Origin of the sequence: Gemmobacter sp. LW-1, assembly GCF_001303875.1 — a bacterium.
Taxonomy (GTDB): domain Bacteria; phylum Pseudomonadota; class Alphaproteobacteria; order Rhodobacterales; family Rhodobacteraceae; genus Gemmobacter; species Gemmobacter caeni.
The window spans coordinates 27,910-43,734 of record NZ_LJSC01000053.1; the positions used below are offsets into that span (position 1 = coordinate 27,910).

13 protein-coding genes and 2 tRNA genes are annotated in these 15,825 nt (G+C 62.9%); 4 read left to right on the top strand and 11 right to left on the bottom strand.

The window, feature by feature from the left end:
* Window positions 1-43 precede the first annotated feature (43 nt).
* The 3 genes from AO684_RS16055 to AO684_RS16065 all read left to right on the top strand — a co-directional run bounded on the left by AO684_RS16055 (window position 44) and on the right by AO684_RS16065 (window position 5,699).
* Window positions 44-3,544 carry a CHASE domain-containing protein gene (locus AO684_RS16055; protein ID WP_161806024.1) on the top strand — a complete coding sequence of 1,167 codons (3,501 nt, stop codon included), beginning with the start codon at window positions 44-46 and terminating at the stop codon, window positions 3,542-3,544.
* A gap of 163 nt (window positions 3,545-3,707) precedes the next feature.
* On the top strand, window positions 3,708-5,288 hold the full coding sequence (locus tag AO684_RS16060; RefSeq protein WP_054303752.1) for an ATP-binding protein: 1,581 nt from the start codon (window positions 3,708-3,710) through the stop codon (window positions 5,286-5,288).
* 21 nt (window positions 5,289-5,309) lie between these two features.
* Entirely contained in the window at window positions 5,310-5,699 is a 390-nt protein-coding gene (locus AO684_RS16065) for a response regulator (RefSeq protein ID WP_054303753.1), read from the top strand.
* A gap of 42 nt (window positions 5,700-5,741) precedes the next feature.
* Here AO684_RS16065 and AO684_RS16070 read toward each other — a convergent pair.
* The 7 genes from AO684_RS16070 to AO684_RS16100 all read right to left on the bottom strand — a co-directional run bounded on the left by AO684_RS16070 (window position 5,742) and on the right by AO684_RS16100 (window position 12,865).
* Window positions 5,742-5,817, bottom strand: a tRNA-Val gene (locus AO684_RS16070).
* A gap of 115 nt (window positions 5,818-5,932) precedes the next feature.
* A tRNA-Val gene (locus AO684_RS16075) sits at window positions 5,933-6,007 on the bottom strand.
* A 19-nt stretch (window positions 6,008-6,026) separates the two neighbouring features.
* Window positions 6,027-6,482 carry an HU family DNA-binding protein gene (locus AO684_RS16080; RefSeq protein WP_054303754.1) on the bottom strand — a complete coding sequence of 152 codons (456 nt, stop codon included), beginning with the start codon at window positions 6,480-6,482 and terminating at the stop codon, window positions 6,027-6,029.
* 136 nt (window positions 6,483-6,618) lie between these two features.
* The gene (gene lon, locus AO684_RS16085) at window positions 6,619-9,027 is read right to left on the bottom strand and encodes an endopeptidase La (RefSeq protein ID WP_054303755.1); all 2,409 of its coding nucleotides are present in this window, start codon (window positions 9,025-9,027) and stop codon (window positions 6,619-6,621) included.
* Between the two features lie 173 nt (window positions 9,028-9,200).
* On the bottom strand, window positions 9,201-10,331 hold the full coding sequence (tgt, locus tag AO684_RS16090; protein WP_054303756.1) for a tRNA guanosine(34) transglycosylase Tgt: 1,131 nt from the start codon (window positions 10,329-10,331) through the stop codon (window positions 9,201-9,203).
* Window positions 10,332-10,480: 149 nt separating this feature from the next.
* Entirely contained in the window at window positions 10,481-11,632 is a 1,152-nt protein-coding gene (locus AO684_RS16095; RefSeq protein ID WP_054303757.1) for a mandelate racemase/muconate lactonizing enzyme family protein, read from the bottom strand.
* Between the two features lie 141 nt (window positions 11,633-11,773).
* On the bottom strand, window positions 11,774-12,865 hold the full coding sequence (locus AO684_RS16100) for an LLM class flavin-dependent oxidoreductase (RefSeq protein ID WP_054303758.1): 1,092 nt from the start codon (window positions 12,863-12,865) through the stop codon (window positions 11,774-11,776).
* A 114-nt stretch (window positions 12,866-12,979) separates the two neighbouring features.
* Here AO684_RS16100 and AO684_RS16105 point away from each other — a divergent pair, with 114 nt between their 5' ends.
* Complete coding sequence (locus AO684_RS16105; RefSeq protein WP_082401050.1) at window positions 12,980-13,531, top strand: winged helix DNA-binding protein; 552 nt, start codon at window positions 12,980-12,982, stop codon at window positions 13,529-13,531.
* Between the two features lie 61 nt (window positions 13,532-13,592).
* Here the strand turns inward: AO684_RS16105 and AO684_RS16110 are convergent, their stop codons facing one another.
* The 4 genes from AO684_RS16110 to AO684_RS16125 form a co-directional block, all read right to left on the bottom strand.
* Window positions 13,593-14,195 (bottom strand): superoxide dismutase, encoded by a 603-nt coding sequence (locus tag AO684_RS16110; RefSeq protein ID WP_054303759.1) that lies wholly within the window; start codon window positions 14,193-14,195, stop codon window positions 13,593-13,595.
* 123 nt (window positions 14,196-14,318) lie between these two features.
* Window positions 14,319-14,762: a hypothetical protein gene (locus AO684_RS16115; RefSeq protein ID WP_054303760.1), complete on the bottom strand. Its 444-nt coding sequence runs from the start codon at window positions 14,760-14,762 to the stop codon at window positions 14,319-14,321.
* A 50-nt stretch (window positions 14,763-14,812) separates the two neighbouring features.
* Window positions 14,813-15,241 carry a hypothetical protein gene (locus tag AO684_RS16120; RefSeq protein WP_145693779.1) on the bottom strand — a complete coding sequence of 143 codons (429 nt, stop codon included), beginning with the start codon at window positions 15,239-15,241 and terminating at the stop codon, window positions 14,813-14,815.
* Window positions 15,242-15,325: 84 nt separating this feature from the next.
* Window positions 15,326-15,781 carry a hypothetical protein gene (locus AO684_RS16125; RefSeq protein WP_145693776.1) on the bottom strand — a complete coding sequence of 152 codons (456 nt, stop codon included), beginning with the start codon at window positions 15,779-15,781 and terminating at the stop codon, window positions 15,326-15,328.
* Window positions 15,782-15,825 lie beyond the last annotated feature (44 nt).

The following is a 15,825-nucleotide window of genomic DNA, read 5'->3' on the forward strand; positions in this document are numbered from 1 at the left end:
TCAGGGCGTGTATGCTCTGCACGCCCAAGACAAGAAGTTCGGCATGACCCGAAACGACCAGAACGCCTCGCCTTCCCTACAGGGTAATATATTTGGCCTTGCACCGATTACCAGCCTCGTCCCGCTGACGCTGCTCGTCGCGGCCTTCTGCCTGACGGGTGTCCTGCTTGCCCCGTCGGGAGAGCCGGATGTCGTGGTGCTGCGCGGTACCGGCGTGGCGGTCGCCAGCCTGCTGGTTCTTGGCCTGCGGTGCTGGCCTGCCGTGTTCTGCGGCGCGCTGGCTGGTCAGATGCTGATTGCCGGCATGGGCTATGCCAATGTCGGCGGTGACGGTCGGCTGCCCTCCATGCTGATTCAGGCCGGGGCCTCGGCCTTGCAGGCCGTTGCGGGAGCCGGGGCGCTGATCTGGCTGTTCGGCTTTCCGCTCCGGCTGAATCGCGCACGACAGATCCTGTTCGCAGTGCTTGTGGTCATTCCGGTTACCAGCACCATCCTTCCGACGGCCGTAGTCCTGCTGATCAAGGTCACCACCCCCGATGTGCCTGCCGCGATGGGCTGGCACTGGTCGATCTGGTGGATGGGCAATGTGATCGGCGCGCTGCTGGCGATTCCGGTGGCCCTGCTTGGGCCGTGGAGCCGCCTGCCCGTCCTCTACTGGCGCGGCACGCCGATGCCACGCTTCAGCGGACAGGCGATCTTCTATCTGGCGCTTTCGGTACTGGCCACGTTCATCGCCTGGCATCAGGTCTCGCGCCTTGGCAATCAAAGTGACGAGGCGCAGTTTGAAATGCTGGCGCGCGATTCCGCCCATGCCCTGCGGCACCGGCTGGAAATGTTCACCTACGGGCTGAGCGGCGGCGTTGGTCTGTTTCAGGCCTCGAACGAGGTGACGGCTCAGGACTGGCGCGACTTCGCGGCCGCCTACGCCGAACGTGACGGGCTGACGGGGCTTGGCTTCATCGTTCCGGTGCCGCCGGGCGGCGGCGAGGCTTTCCTTGCCCAGTCGCGGGCCGACGGCATCGAGGACATGCACATCACCTCGCCGCGCGATGACGAAGAAATGTTCGTGATCAAATATGTCGAACCGATCGAATGGAACAGCGCCGCGCGTGGCCTGAACGTCGCCGCCGAGGAAAACCGCCGCATGGCCGCGATTACCGCCCGCGATACCGGGCGCGTCACCATCAGCCGTCCGGTCACGCTGGTGCAGGATCAGAAAAAGGGCTCCGGCTTTCTGTTGCTTGCCCCGCTTTACGACCTGCCGGGAACCCCGCCCACGGTCATGGGGCGCCGCGGGCATTTCGTCGGCTGGATCTATGCGCCGATCATCGTCGACAGGATGATGGCCACGCTTCTGGATCATACCAATCCGCAGACCCGGATCTCGCTTTACGACGGCCCGCATATTGCCGAGGCTCAGAAGTTCTATCAAAGCAGCGCGCCGGCAAGCGCACAACCGAAGTTCCGTTATGTCGAGCGGCTGAACATCTACGGCCAGACCTGGACCGTGGTCTGGGAAAGCACGCCCGCGCTGGAGGCCCGGCTCTGGAATATCGAGTCGCTGAGCGTGCTGCTGGTCGGCCTGTCGTTTTCAACGCTGCTGGCGGTGTTCCTGATTTCGGTGATGCGCCGAGAGGAGCTGGTACGCGCCACCGTCGCCCGCCGGACCCGCGAACTGGCGACGCAGGTCGAGGAAAACCGCTCGATCATCGAAACCGCCCTGACCAAGATCGCCCTGCTGGACGATGCCGGAAACGTGTTGCGGGTCAACGATGCTCTGCTGCGGCTTCTGCAACTGGACGAGCACGAGATTCTGGGCAAGCCCTTCTCGACGCTGTTGCGTGGGCAACTGGACGAGTATTTCTCGCTTCCGCGGAAATCTGAACTGCCGACCACCTATCGCGGCGAACTGGCTGCGGAATCACGCGACGGTCAGGCGCTGATGCTGGATGTGCAGGTGAACCCCTGGCGCAACAGCGATGGCCGTCGTCGCTATACCGTGGTGATGCGCAACATCACCGAGGTGCGCCGCATTTCGGATCAGCTGCGGACCACGCAGCACCGGCTGGATCTTGCCCTGACCGGGGCGCGCATCGGTGTGTTCGATATCGACCTGCACAGCGGAAAATCCGTCGTCTCGCGCACCTGGCTCGACCTTCTGGGGCTGGGGAACGAGGCCGCGACCGAGGCGCAGGCGCTGTGGCTGCAACGCATTCACCCCGATGATCTGCCAACCGTGCAGGAGGCGGATCAGGCCTGTATCGAAGGCCGGGCCGAAAGGTCGGTCAGCGAATACCGCATCCGCATGGATGACGGAAGCTGGCGCTGGATGCGCTCCAACGCGGTGGGTGAGGACCGGGACGAAACCGGGCGGGCCTGGCGTCTGATCGGGGTGCAGACCGATGTGACGGATCAGCGGCAGCTGGATGAGATGAAGAAGCAGTTCGTCTCGACCGTCAGCCATGAACTGCGCACCCCGCTCACCTCGATCAACGGTTCGCTGTCCCTGCTGCTGAACACCATGGCAGCCGGGATTCCCGATCCGGCGAAACGGATGCTGACGATCGCGCAGAAGAACTGCGACCGGCTGATCCATCTGGTGAACGACATTCTGGACATGGAAAAGCTGGACGGCATGTTGCAGCGTCCCGAACTGGTGTCCAGCGACATATCGGCCCTGATCAGGAACACCATTCTGGTCAACCAGCCCTTCGCCACCCGCTTCGACGTGGCGTACCGGCTGGTCGCGGATTCGCCCGGCGCCATTGTCCGGCTGGACGAGAACAGGTTCCATCAGGTCATGGCAAACCTGCTGTCCAACGCGGCCAAATTTTCGCCACGCGGCGCCCAGGTCGACGTGCGGCTGGAACGTGGCCCGAAATATGTGACGGTCAGCGTCAGCAATGCCGGGAAAGGCATCCCCCCCGGTTTCCGCGAACAGATGTTCAAGCCGTTCTCGCAGGTCGACAGTTCCGCTAACCGCGAGGCCGAAGGCTCCGGTCTGGGACTGCATATCGCGAAGCGCATCGTGGAACAGATGGGCGGCCAGATCGACTTCCGGTCCGAGCCCGGCGTGCTCACGACCTTCTGGTTCACCTTGCCGCTGGAAACGCCGGACGAACATCCGCCTGCCCCGCCTGAAGGTAACGGCCCCCGAACCGGGCAGCCTGCGCATGTGCTGCATGTCGAATCCGATACCGAGGTTTCGGCGTTGCTGGCCACTGCCTTCGGGGCGGAGGCGAGGCTGACCAATGCCCTGAACGAAAGCAGCGCCCGCAAACTGCTGTCCGAGACCAATTTCGACCTCGTCGTGCTGGGCTGGGGGCTGGAAACGGGCGATGGCAGGGATCTTCTGCGGGATGTCGCGATATGGCAGCCGGGCGTTCCGGTTGTCACGCTTACTGCCGATGCACAGCGGCGCTCCGATCCGCGGGTGCTGGAAAGCTTCATCAAATCCAGCGCCACGCTGAGCAATGTCGCCGCCCGCTGCCTTGAGATCATGCGCGCAAACCCGCCGCCAAAAACAAGGGCTTGTGCCGGGTGAAGCCCCAGCGCCGGCAGGCAAATGCCCGGCTGCCTTGGAGATATCGGATTAGAATCCCAAAAACGCCACAGTTTCCGACAAGTTTACGCTCCAATAACCAGGAATTCTGAGACGGTGACTACCCGGCCGACAGGACGCGCGATCATCTAAAGAGGAATTACATATGTACGAGTTTCTGCAACAGAGCCTGTTGTCGCTCAGGGAGAATCTGGACGGTTTTCCCTTGGAACGTGCCATTTTCGCGTTGACCGTGTTTGCCATCCTGCTGGCCTTCGCCCTCAAGTGCCGGTCCAGCAAGGCCGAATCTGACAACCTGAAACTGCGCATCGAGGATCTGGAGGCCGATCTGAAGGCCGTGGATGCGCATGTGATGATCAATATTACCAATGCCGATGGCGGAATTGCCTATGCCAACAGCACGCTTGCGGCCGCGACCGGCTATGCCCCGTCAGAACTGATCGGCTTGCAGTTCCGCGACACGCTTCTGGTCAGCCGTGAGGATTCGCCGCCTGACCTCGACATCTTCATGCAGGAAGGCCGGACCTGGTTCGGAGAAACCCGCATCCGGCGCAAGGACGGCAGCCTGATCTGGACCCGCACGACCATCGTGCCGGTCATGGATCGCGCTGGCAAGCTGCGCCGCAGCGTCAGTTTGCGCACCGATATCACGCAATCCAAGCTGCTTCAGGCCGAATTGCAGGAACGGGCGATGATCGACCGCCTGCGCGACGAGGTTTACATCTTCTCAGCCGATACGCTGGAGCTTCTGTATCTCAACAAGCATTCGCTCGCCTCGATGGACCTGACGCCGGAACAGGTGCGCGGCAAGCGTCTGGTCGATCTGATCCAGCCCTTCGATGAAGAGAAGTTTCGCGCCCGTGTCGCACCGCTTCTGTCGGGCGAGGTCGATTCCATCCTGCACGAGGCCAACTGGCGTGGTCATCCGGTTGAGATCAACCTTCAGCAGGAACGCACGCTTGACGGCAAGTCGCGCTTCATCGCCGTGGTGCGCGACATCTCCAAACGCAAGCGCGCCGAGCGCAATCGCGCCGAATTCGTCGCCACCGTCAGCCACGAGCTGCGCTCGCCGCTGACCTCGGTGAAGGGCTCGCTGAACCTGATCAACTCCGGGGTTCTTGGCGCCCTGCCCGACAAGGCCGCGAATATGGTCGAGGTCGCGCTGCGCAACGTTGACCGCCTGCTGCGGCTTATCAACAACCTGCTCGACCTCGAAAAGCTCGACGCTGACATGATGGAGCTCAACATCGCACCGCTGGATGTGGTCGCACTTGCCGAAGAAGCCGTCGCCGCCAATGCGGGATATGGCCTCGAATACGGCGTCAAGCTGCGCTATGTCGGCACGCGCGCGCCGGTCATCGCCGAGGTCAGCCGCGACGGCATGTTGCAGGTTCTGACCAATCTGCTGTCGAATGCGGTCAAATTCTCCCCCCGGGCGCAATGGGTGGATCTGGCGGTCAGCGAAACCGCCACAGGCGTCCGGCTCAGCGTGACAGACCGCGGGCCCGGTATCCCGCCGGAGGCGCACCAGACCCTGTTTGCGCGCTTCGTCCAGGCCCATACCGAAACCGACCGTTCGCGCATCGGCACCGGGCTGGGGCTGAGCATCGCGAAGTCCATTGTCACCAAACACGGCGGCCGCATTTCCTTTACCAGCGAGGTCGGCGCCGGCACCACATTCTACATTGACCTGCCGCGCAGCGCCGTGCTGCGTTCTGTCGCCTGACGAAGACCCGAAGGGAACAAGATGCCGCAACTGCCCAAAGTCATGCATGTCGAGGATGACCCGGATATCCGTGAAATCGCCCTGATCGCGCTTGAAATGGTCGGTGGGCTGGAGGTGATCCAGTTCTCCTCGGGGCAAGAGGCTCTGGCGGGGGCGGCTGCGGCAAACCCCGACCTGTTTCTGCTGGATGTGATGATGCCAGGCATGACAGGCGAGGAAACCCTGCTGGCGCTGCGCGCCATGCCGCAGTTTGCCGCCACCCCGGCGATCTTCATGACCGCGAAGGCACAGCATTCCGATGTGCGGCAGTTCATCGAGGCCGGTGCGCTGGATGTGATCGTGAAGCCCTTCGATCCGATGCAGCTTGCCACGCAGATCGTCGCACTGTGGAACCAGTCGCTCGTGTCCTGAGCGGCTGCCCTGCCCTTGCCGTCTGCCACCGGGTACGGGGAATGGTGGGCGGTGAGGGACTCGAACCCCCGACATTCTCGGTGTAAACGAGACGCTCTACCAACTGAGCTAACCGCCCGCCCTGCGCACGACCTAACGGATCGTGGCAGCCGGTGCAAGGGGCACGAACGCGACTTCCGGCCACTCAACTGCAAAATGAAAAAGCACGGCCGAAGCCGTGCTTTTCCGAATGATGGTGGGCGATAACGGATTTGAACCGCTGACATCTTCGATGTGAACGAAGCGCTCTACCGCTGAGCTAATCGCCCGATAGGCCGGTGTTTAGCCTCAGTCTTCGGCCTCTGCAACCCCCTCTGTCACATCTTTTTTGTCCGAAGTTTTTCCACCGCCGCGCTTGAGTTTGATCACGATCATCTCGTCACCGGCCGTGCCCTTCTGGCGGCCGATCTTGGCCTTGCCCAGCGGCGGCAGGTTCAGATCCTGCCCCTGCGACAGCGCCTCGCCGATCCGGGCCAGAGCGGCCTCCACGACGCTTTTCACCACCGGCTTCTTCGCGCCCGTCGCGGCGGCAACCTCGGCCACAAGGCGCTGCACTTTCAGCGTCTCACCCGCAGGCCTGGCGGCGGGCGCAGCCGTGGTCACCGCATCGGGCGCGGCAGTTTCGGCGGCCGCCCTGGGGGCTACCTTTGCCTTCGCGACGGCGGCGGGCTTGCGTGTCGCGGTGCCGGTGCTCTTGGTGCGTTTGGGTGCCGCCTTGGCAGCGTCAGAGGGTTTCGTGGCCATATTTTCCCCATGGACTCGACTTGTGCCGCGACAATAGGGCAGAATTTCTGTTCTGGAAACATGTGGCAGGAACCGTTCGCCACAAGGCAACAATATTGCCAGAAAAAAGGGCGCGGTTTCCCGCGCCCTTTTGGGTTCAGTGGGCAACCTGCCCGGTCTGCGGCCCGGCCTTGGCGGCCGCTGCGGCAGCGGCAGCCTCCTCGGCGGCCTCGTCCCATTCCACCGGCTCGGGTGCACGCACCAACGCCTGTGCCAGGACCTCGCGCACATGGGTCACGGGAATGATCTTGAGCCCTTCCTTCACATTGTCAGGAATCTCGGCCAGATCCTTCTCGTTCTCCTCGGGAATCAGCACGGTCTTGATGCCGCCCCTGAGCGCCGCCAGCAGTTTCTCCTTCAGACCCCCGATGGCGCTGGCATTACCGCGCAGCGTCACCTCGCCGGTCATCGCGATGTCCTTGCGGACCGGGATGCCGGTCAGGACCGAGACGATGGCCGTCACCATGGCCAGACCGGCCGAAGGCCCGTCTTTCGGCGTGGCACCGTCAGGAACGTGAACGTGGATGTCGAGCGATTCGAACTTCGGCGGCTTCACCCCGATATCGGGGCTGATCGAGCGCACATAGCTCGACGCCGCGTCGATCGATTCCTTCATCACATCGCCCAGTTTCCCGGTCGTCTTCATCCGGCCCTTGCCCGGCAGCTTCAGTGCCTCGATCTGCAACAGATCGCCGCCCACGCTGGTCCAGGCCAGCCCCGTCACCACGCCCACCTGATCTTCCTTCTCGGCCAGACCATAGCGGAAACGCTGCACGCCCAGATACTCACCCACCTTCTCGGGCGTCACCTCGACGGTTTTCGTCTTCTTCTTGAGAATGTCGGTCACCGCCTTGCGGGCAAGTTTCGCGATCTCGCGCTCAAGATTCCGCACACCCGCCTCACGGGTGTAGTAGCGGATCACGTCGTTCAGCGCCGGATCGGTGATGCTGAACTCGCCCTTCTTCAGACCGTTCGCCTCCACCTGCTTGGGCAGCAGATGCTGGCGCGCGATCTCGCGCTTTTCATCCTCGGTGTAGCCGGCCAGAGAAATGATCTCCATCCGGTCCAGCAGCGGCCCCGGCATGTTGTAGCTGTTGGCCGTGGTCAGGAACATCACGTTGGACAGGTCGTATTCCACCTCAAGATAGTGGTCGACGAAGGTCGCGTTCTGTTCCGGGTCCAGCACCTCCAGCATGGCCGACGCCGGATCACCCCGGAAATCCTGGCCCATCTTGTCGATTTCATCGAGCAGGATCAGCGGGTTGGTCGTCTTGGCCTTTTTCAGCGCCTGGATGATCTTGCCGGGCATCGAGCCGATATAGGTTCGCCGGTGACCGCGGATTTCCGATTCGTCGCGCACCCCGCCAAGGGAAATGCGGATGAACTCGCGCCCCGTCGCCTTGGCGACCGAACGCCCCAGCGAGGTCTTGCCGACGCCGGGCGGGCCGACGAGGCACAGGATCGGGCCTTTCAGCTTGGTCGAGCGCGCCTGCACCGCCAGATATTCGACGATACGTTCCTTGACCTTCTCAAGCCCGTAGTGGTCGGCATCCAGCACCTTCTGGGCGGCGCCCAGATCCTTCTTGACGCGCGACTTCACGCCCCACGGCACGCCCAGGAGCCAGTCGAGGTAGTTGCGCACCACCGTCGCCTCGGCGCTCATCGGGCTCATGGACTTCAGCTTCTTCAGCTCGCCCTCGGCCTTTTCGCGCGCCTCTTTCGACAGTTCGGTCTTGCGGATGCGTTCTTCCAGCTCGTTCAGCTCGTTCTGGCCGTCCTCGCCGTCACCCAGCTCCTTCTGAATGGCCTTCATCTGCTCATTCAGATAGTACTCGCGCTGCGTGCGCTCCATCTGGCTCTTCACGCGGGACTTGATCTTCTTCTCCACTTGCAGGACCGACATTTCGCCCTGCATGTGGCCATAGACCTTCTCCATCCGCTCACCCACATCGAGCGTTTCCAGAAGCTCCTGCTTCTGGGCGACCGGAACCCCCAGGTGCCCGGCGACAAGGTCAGCCAGACGCGCAGGTTCGCGGGTATCCGAAACGGCGGCCAGCGCCTCTTCGGGGATGTTCTTCTTGATCTTGGCGTAGCGTTCGAATTCCTCGGCCACGGCGCGCAGCAGAGCCTCCACCACGTCGATGTCGCCGGGGGTTTCCTCCAGCGGTGCGATGCGGGCCTCGAAGAACGAGTCGTTCGTCAGGAATTCGGTGATGCGCACCCGCGTCTTGCCCTCGACCAGCACCTTCACGGTGCCATCGGGCAGCTTGAGCAGTTGCAGCACATTCGCCAGCACGCCGGTGCGGTAGATGCCTTCCGCACTGGGGTCGTCAATCGTCGGGTCCATCTGGCTGGACAGCAGGATCTGGCGGTCTTCGGCCATCACCTCTTCCAGCGCACGCACCGACTTGTCCCGTCCGACGAACAGCGGCACGATCATATGCGGGAACACCACGATGTCGCGCAGCGGCAGGACCGGGAAGCTTTGCGTGTGAATATCGCTCATGCGCGTTTCCTTCCTCTGGCAGGAAGACCCCGGCCCCGACCATCGGCAGCCCTGGCTTCCCCCTCTGGCCTCCATATCTGGGGGGCTGTCATGGAACTGTCAACCGCGGTGCCGGTAACATTGGCCGGATCGGTACCTTTGTGGGGCGACCCGATGCGGGCACCGGAGCGGGTTTACAGCGGGTCGATATCGCCTTCGGCACGCCGGGCGTGGAAATCGGCGACAAAAGCGGCCATCCGGCCTTCGGCAATGGCATCGCGCAGGCCCTGCATCAGCTCCTGATAATAATGCAGGTTGTGCCAGGTCAGCAGCATGCCGGAAATCATCTCACCCGCGCGGAAAACATGGTGCAGATAGGCCCGGCTGTAGCTGCGGCAGGCCGGGCAGGTGCAGTTTTCGTCCAGCGGGCGCGGGTCATCCTGATGGCGGGCATTCTTGATATTGACCTGCCCGCGCCGGGTCCAGGCCTGACCTGTACGGCCAGAGCGGGAGGGCAGCACGCAATCCATCATGTCGATGCCACGTTCCACCGCCCCCACGATGTCATCGGGCTTGCCCACGCCCATCAGATAGCGCGGCTTGTCCTCGGGCAGATAGCCCGGCGCATAGTCCAGAACACCCAACATCGCCTCCTGCCCCTCGCCCACGGCAAGGCCACCCACAGCATAGCCGTCAAAGCCGATGGATTTCAGCGCCGCAGCGCTTTCCTCGCGCAGTTCGGGCGTCACGCCCCCCTGCATGATGCCGAACAGCGCATGGCCCGGCCGGTCACCGAAAGCGTCGCGCGAGCGCTGCGCCCACCGCATCGAGAGGCGCATGGATTTCGCCACCTCGTCCTCGGTTGCGGGCAGCGCCGGGCATTCGTCGAAACACATCACGATGTCCGAGCCGAGCAGGCGCTGGATTTCCATGCTGCGTTCCGGTGTCAGCATGTGTTTGGAACCGTCGACATGGCTGGAGAAGCGCACGCCCTCTTCGGTCAGCTTGCGCAGGCTGGCGAGGCTCATCACCTGAAAGCCGCCGGAATCCGTCAGAATCGGGCGGTCCCAGTTCATGAACTTGTGCAAGCCCCCGAGACGCGCGATGCGTTCGGCGGTGGGGCGCAGCATCAGATGGTAGGTGTTGCCCAGAAGAATGTCGGCCCCTGTCGCGCGCACCGATTCCGGCAGCATGGCCTTCACCGTTGCTGCGGTGCCGACCGGCATGAAGGCGGGGGTGCGGATCTCGCCGCGTGGGGTGGAGATCACGCCGGTGCGGGCGCGGCCATCGGTGGCGTGCAGCTGAAAGCCGAATCTTTGCGTCATGGTCCTGTCCTTCGGTTCGGCGCGCTTGATGCCGGGAAATGCGGCAAAAGCCAAGCCTGACGCGGGGTGTCGGCCGGATCGGGGGCCAGCCCCCATCGCGCGTGCCGCGCGATTCCCCCGGGATATTTGCGGACAGAAAATGATCCGGGTCAGCTTTGCCCGTGATAGAGGCGGTTGTAGGCGGAGGGGGCGTAGCCCTCGGTCGAGGTTTCGCGGTGCCCGGCCTGCGCGAGCCATGCAGCAGCGGGTTCGACACCCCAGCCGGGGGCGTCGGTGACTTCGATATGACCTTCGGTGACGCGGAAGGGATCGCCCTCGAACAGCCCGCGTTGCCACGGGTAGTAATCATCGCCCTCAATGGAAAATTCGAGGTATTTCCCGGCATTGGGCACTGCACGCAACAGATGCGCGGTGGCGATGGTGACCAGCGACAGGTTAGCGGCATGGGGCGTGCAAGGCAGGCCCGCGTGGGCGGCCATCCGCGCGACATCGAGCGTGCGGGTGAGGCCGCCAAGATACAGGATGTCCGGCTGCACCACATCCACCGCCGGAGCTGCGACGATGCGCTGCCACTGGGCCATGTCGCAATCCTGCTCGCCGCCGGTCACGTCAATCTCCAGCGCCTCGGTCACCGCGCAGGTGGCGTCGATGTCCCACCAGGCAACGGGCTCCTCGTAATGGGTGACGCCGTTATCTTCCAGCCTGCGGCCCACTTCGATGGCGCGCGGCAGGCTGAAGCCGGAATTCGCATCGACCAGCATGTCAATCCCCTGCCCCAGACGCGCGGCGACGGTGGGAATGATGACCTCGGTCCGCCCCTCCCACTGGTCACGGTCAGCACCGCATTCCGCCCCGATGCGCCATTTCGCGGCGGTGAAACCCTGTTCGCCGCAAAGACGCGCCAGACGTTCCGCCTCCAGATCCGGCTGGATGTCGCGGCGCATGGAACTGGCGTAAAGCCGCACCCTGCCCGGCCGCCCGCCGATCAGCGCCGCCACCGGCTGTTCCGCCACCCGCCCCCGCAGATCCCAGAGCGCGGTATCCAGCCCCGCCAGCGCGCGTTGCAGATAGCTGCCGGGGTATTTGTGTTCCATCGTCAGGATGTGAGTGCCCAGTTCAGCCGCCTCGGCCACCGGCCAGCCAAGCGCCCAGGGCGCGATCTGGCGGTGGAAGATCGCGGCAGTGATGTCGGCGTTATAGGGCGCGCATTGCCCCCAGCCGAAAGAGCCATCCTGCGCGGTCACCCGCACGAAACAGACGAATTCGTTGGAAAAGGTTTCCAGCCGGGCGATGGTGAGCATCTTCCCCTCCACAGGCGCGTCAGGGCCAGCATGCGCGAGGCGCGCGGGCTTGCCTAGAGCGTTTCGGGAAAATCTGGCCTGTCCCCGCCCTCAAAAGAAAGACCCGGCGCGAGGCCGGACCAGTCAGGGGTTAGGGCAAGATCAGCGAATGCCGGCCTTTTCCAGACGCGGCAGAACCTCGTCGCGGAAATAGGGGAATTCCTTGATGTAATCGACGAAGCTGAGCGTGGTGCCTGCAAAGCCCGTTTCGTGCAGCTTCACGATGCCTGCCGCCACCTGATCGGGGGTTCCGACCAGCGGGAAGCCACCATGGCCCATGGCAAACAGGTGCTTGATCTGCGCCAGCAGGTCATGCGGGAAGCTGTGGGCATGGGCGAATTGCAGGTTCACCAGATTGTCCACGGCTTCCTTGTCGCAATTCTCGACCGCCGTGTAATGCAGCCAGTCCTGCGCTTCCTTCTCGGTCGGGCGGCAGATCACATGGCTGAAGGTCAGCACCTCGACCTTGCGGCCCTTGGCGGCGGCCTGCGCCTTCAGATCGGCGATTTCGCCCTTTGACCGTTCAAGGTCGATGGCCGGGGTGAACAGGAAATCGGCGTTGTCGGTGGCGAAGGCGCGGCCTTGCGGGCTGCCCGCCGCATTGAGAATCGGCACAGAACCGCGCTGCGGCTTCGGATCGCCCTTCACGCGCTTTGCCTTGAAATACTTGCCGTTCCAGTCGAAATGCTCATCCGAGGACCAGAGCTTCTTCACCAGATCGAACCATTCCTGCGCATAGCCGTAGCGGGTTTCGTGATCGTCGGGCAGGTCCAGACCCAGCGCCTCGTATTCCGGCTTGTTCCAGCCCGCGACGATATTCAGCCCGGCGCGTCCATGGCCGATCTGGTCGATGGTGGCGATCTGTTTCGCCACGACGACCGGATGGTTGGCGGTGGTGTGGATGGTGGAAAAGACGGCGATGTTCTTCGTCGAGGCCAGCAGACCCGCCGCCCAGGTCATCGTTTCCAGCACGCCACCGTGAAAATCGGTCTCGCCGCCATAACCGATCCAGCGGGCGATGGGCAGCATGAAGTCGATGCCGGCGGCATCGAGCATCTTCGCCAGTTCAAGATTGTTGTCCCAGGAATTGTCCCAGCGTTCGGCAATCTTCGTCGGCGTCATGCCCGACGAGCAGTTGGTCGAGAAAGTGCCAAGGCGAAAGCGATCGCCCGAGAGCATCGGGTGTTGCGGCATGTCAGCGGTCCCTGTTGGTTTAGGATTTATTTTATGATTGAAAGTCTATCTTAAAATCGCATTGCGTCAACGGTTTTGCCGTCCCATGCTGCCGGTATGGATGACGGAAAACCAATGGCGAAGAAAACCCTTCAAGCTCAAAGCGATGACGCCGACACCCGCCTGGACCTGCGCTGGCACCTTGCCGCCAGCGCCGCCGAAGTCGATGCGACCGAGCTGGAGTTTGCCCTGATGCGCGCCTTCGAGGGATTCGGGCGCTGGCAGTCGGAATGCCTCGCCTCGGTCTGCGACGTGGCGGCAACCGGGCCGGAAAACGCCATGCTGCACATCATCCGCATGAATGACCGGCCCAAAAGTCTGAAGGACCTCGCCCGGCTGATGAACCGCGACGACGTGCCGAACATGCAATATTCGCTGCGCAAGCTGATCGGCGCCGGTCTGGTGGAGCGCAAGGGCTCGGGCCGTGCGGGCGTCACCTACGAGGTGACGGACCAGGGCCGCCGGGTGACAGATGATTACGGCACGCTGCGCCGCCGTCTGCTGATCGAGGCGATCGGCAATGTGCCGGGATTCGCCGCCCGTCTGGCCGAAGCCGCGCGCACGCTGAACCTGCTGTCAGGCATCTATGAGGAAGCCGCGCGGGCTGCCGCCACCCACCGGCACTGAAACCGGCATAGAAAAGGCCCGCCGGGTTTCCCCGACGGACCTGTTCATGATCCCGAAAAGATCAGAGCTTGGCAGCAACCGCTTCCCAGTTGACCAGCTTGTCAAGGAAGTTGGTCAGATAGGCCGGGCGCTTGTTGCGGAAGTCGATGTAGTAGGAATGTTCCCACACGTCGCAGCCCAGCAGCGCGGTCTGGCCGAAGCAAAGCGGGTTCACGCCGTTTTCGGTCTTGGTGACCTTCAGCGACCCGTCCTTGTCCTTCACCAGCCAGGCCCAGCCCGAGCCGAACTGGCCCGCGCCGGCGGCGGCGAAGTCTTCCTTGAACTTGGCAACCGAGCCGAAAGCCTCGGTCAGCGCCTTTTCCAGATCGCCGGGGATCTTCTTGTCTTCGCCCGGACCCATCACTTCCCAGAACAGGTTGTGGTTCCAGTGCTGCGAGGCATTGTTGAAGATGCCGTTCTGCGCCACGGCGCCCGCCTGATAGGTGCCCTTCACGATGTCTTCGAGCGATTTCGATTCCCACTCGGTGCCCGCGATCAGCTTGTTGCCGTTGTCGACATAAGCTTTGTGGTGCAGGTCGTGGTGGTACTCCAGCGTCTCTTTCGACATGCCGAGCGCGGCCAGCGCGTCATGGGCATAGGGAAGATCGGGAAGCGTGAAAGCCATGGGAGTCACTCCTGTTCGAGAAGATTGCCGTCGGGGCCAATAAGGCCCCCCAAAGGAACAAGGTCAAGGGGCACCTCCCGGTTCCCGACAAAAACCCTGTCCTTCATCCGGCGGGAGGGCGGATCACTTCTTGCGCTTCTTCGGCGCGTCCGCGCGAACCTCGCACTTGCCGCGCGAGGTAAAGCGATTGTCAAAGCCCCGCGGAATCACGGAAAGGCGAATTTCATTGGTCGCCTTGATGAGCGTTCCGGTAAAGGCAAGGCTGGCGTTGCGGGCATTCCGTCCCTTGGCGCCACGCACTTCCCATTTGAACGTGGCCTGACGGTCATCGTCCTGCGTGACCTTGGCACTCACCGAACCGCCGGTGACCTTTTGGGTAAGCCCGTCGGCCACCACCGCCACACCTGTTCCCGGAACCATCTGGATGATCATGTCCGGCGGAATGGGAGAGCCCTTGGTTTGCTTGCCAGTCGTGCAATAAACCGTCACCGGGTCCGCCGCATGCGCCCCCCCGGCAAAGCCGGAAATCAGGGCGACCGCGGCCGCAATACCGAATATTTTCCGCATGTTACTCTCCATATACCCTTGAAACAGTCATGCTTGGCCTGAAAGGAAGATTATTTCTTGCGTTTCTTCGCAGGTTCGTCCTTCAGCACCTTACAGGTACCGCGCACATTGGTGGAATTGTCGTAACCACGCGGGGCACCAAACAGGGAGACCTTGCGGCGATCCTTGCTGAAGGTGGCGGTGTACATGATGGTACCCGTCCGGGCCGATTTGCTCCCGCGCACACGCACATCCCAGGTGACGGTATCGCCATCCGCCTTCAGTTTGGCCGGGATCGGCTTCTTCCCGACAAAGTGCGCGATGACGCCATCGTAGACCTGCGCGCTGCCCTGCGCTTCATCCAGGATGAAAAGGATTTCCGGCATCACCCATTCGTAATTTGACACTTTCTGCGTGCAAATCAACGCCTGCGGCGCGGCCTGAGCCGCCCCTGCGGCCAGCAACATGACGCTCGCCGCAATACCAAACACGTTACGCATGACTTACTCCCAAGTCTGACACACGGCACCACAGTCGCCCCGCCGTACGGGCGCCTCGCACCGGCGTGCCGGTGCAGAAGGACATCACTTCTTCGGGCGCTTGCCGGGCTTGTCGCGAACCACCTCGCAATGCCCACGATAGGAATAGCTGCCCGGATAGGCTTCGGGCACGATGGTCAGGCGCAGGCTGCCATCCTTGCGGCCGATCCTGGCCTCGTAGCGCAGATCGGACCGGGCGGAGCGGTTGTCACGCACGCCTTTCAGCGTCCAGCGCAGCACAAGATCTTTCGGCGTGTCACGCACCACCTGCGCCGTTACCCCTGAACCGCCGGTAACCGAATGGATCAGCGGGTCCATGGCCAGCACAACCTTGTTGGCAGGATCGAACATGATCAACAGCGGGTTCTTGGCAAGAGCAAGCCGGTTTTTCGCCGTCACCTCGCAGCCATAGATCACGGGGGGTGTTGCGGCCCGGGCGTGATTTGCCTGCAGGGCCGCGCAGAGGCTGATCATCAGCCCGACAAAACGTCTTGAAAACAATCTGGTAACTCCGGGGCATACACGCGCCTACAACCTGTAGCGCA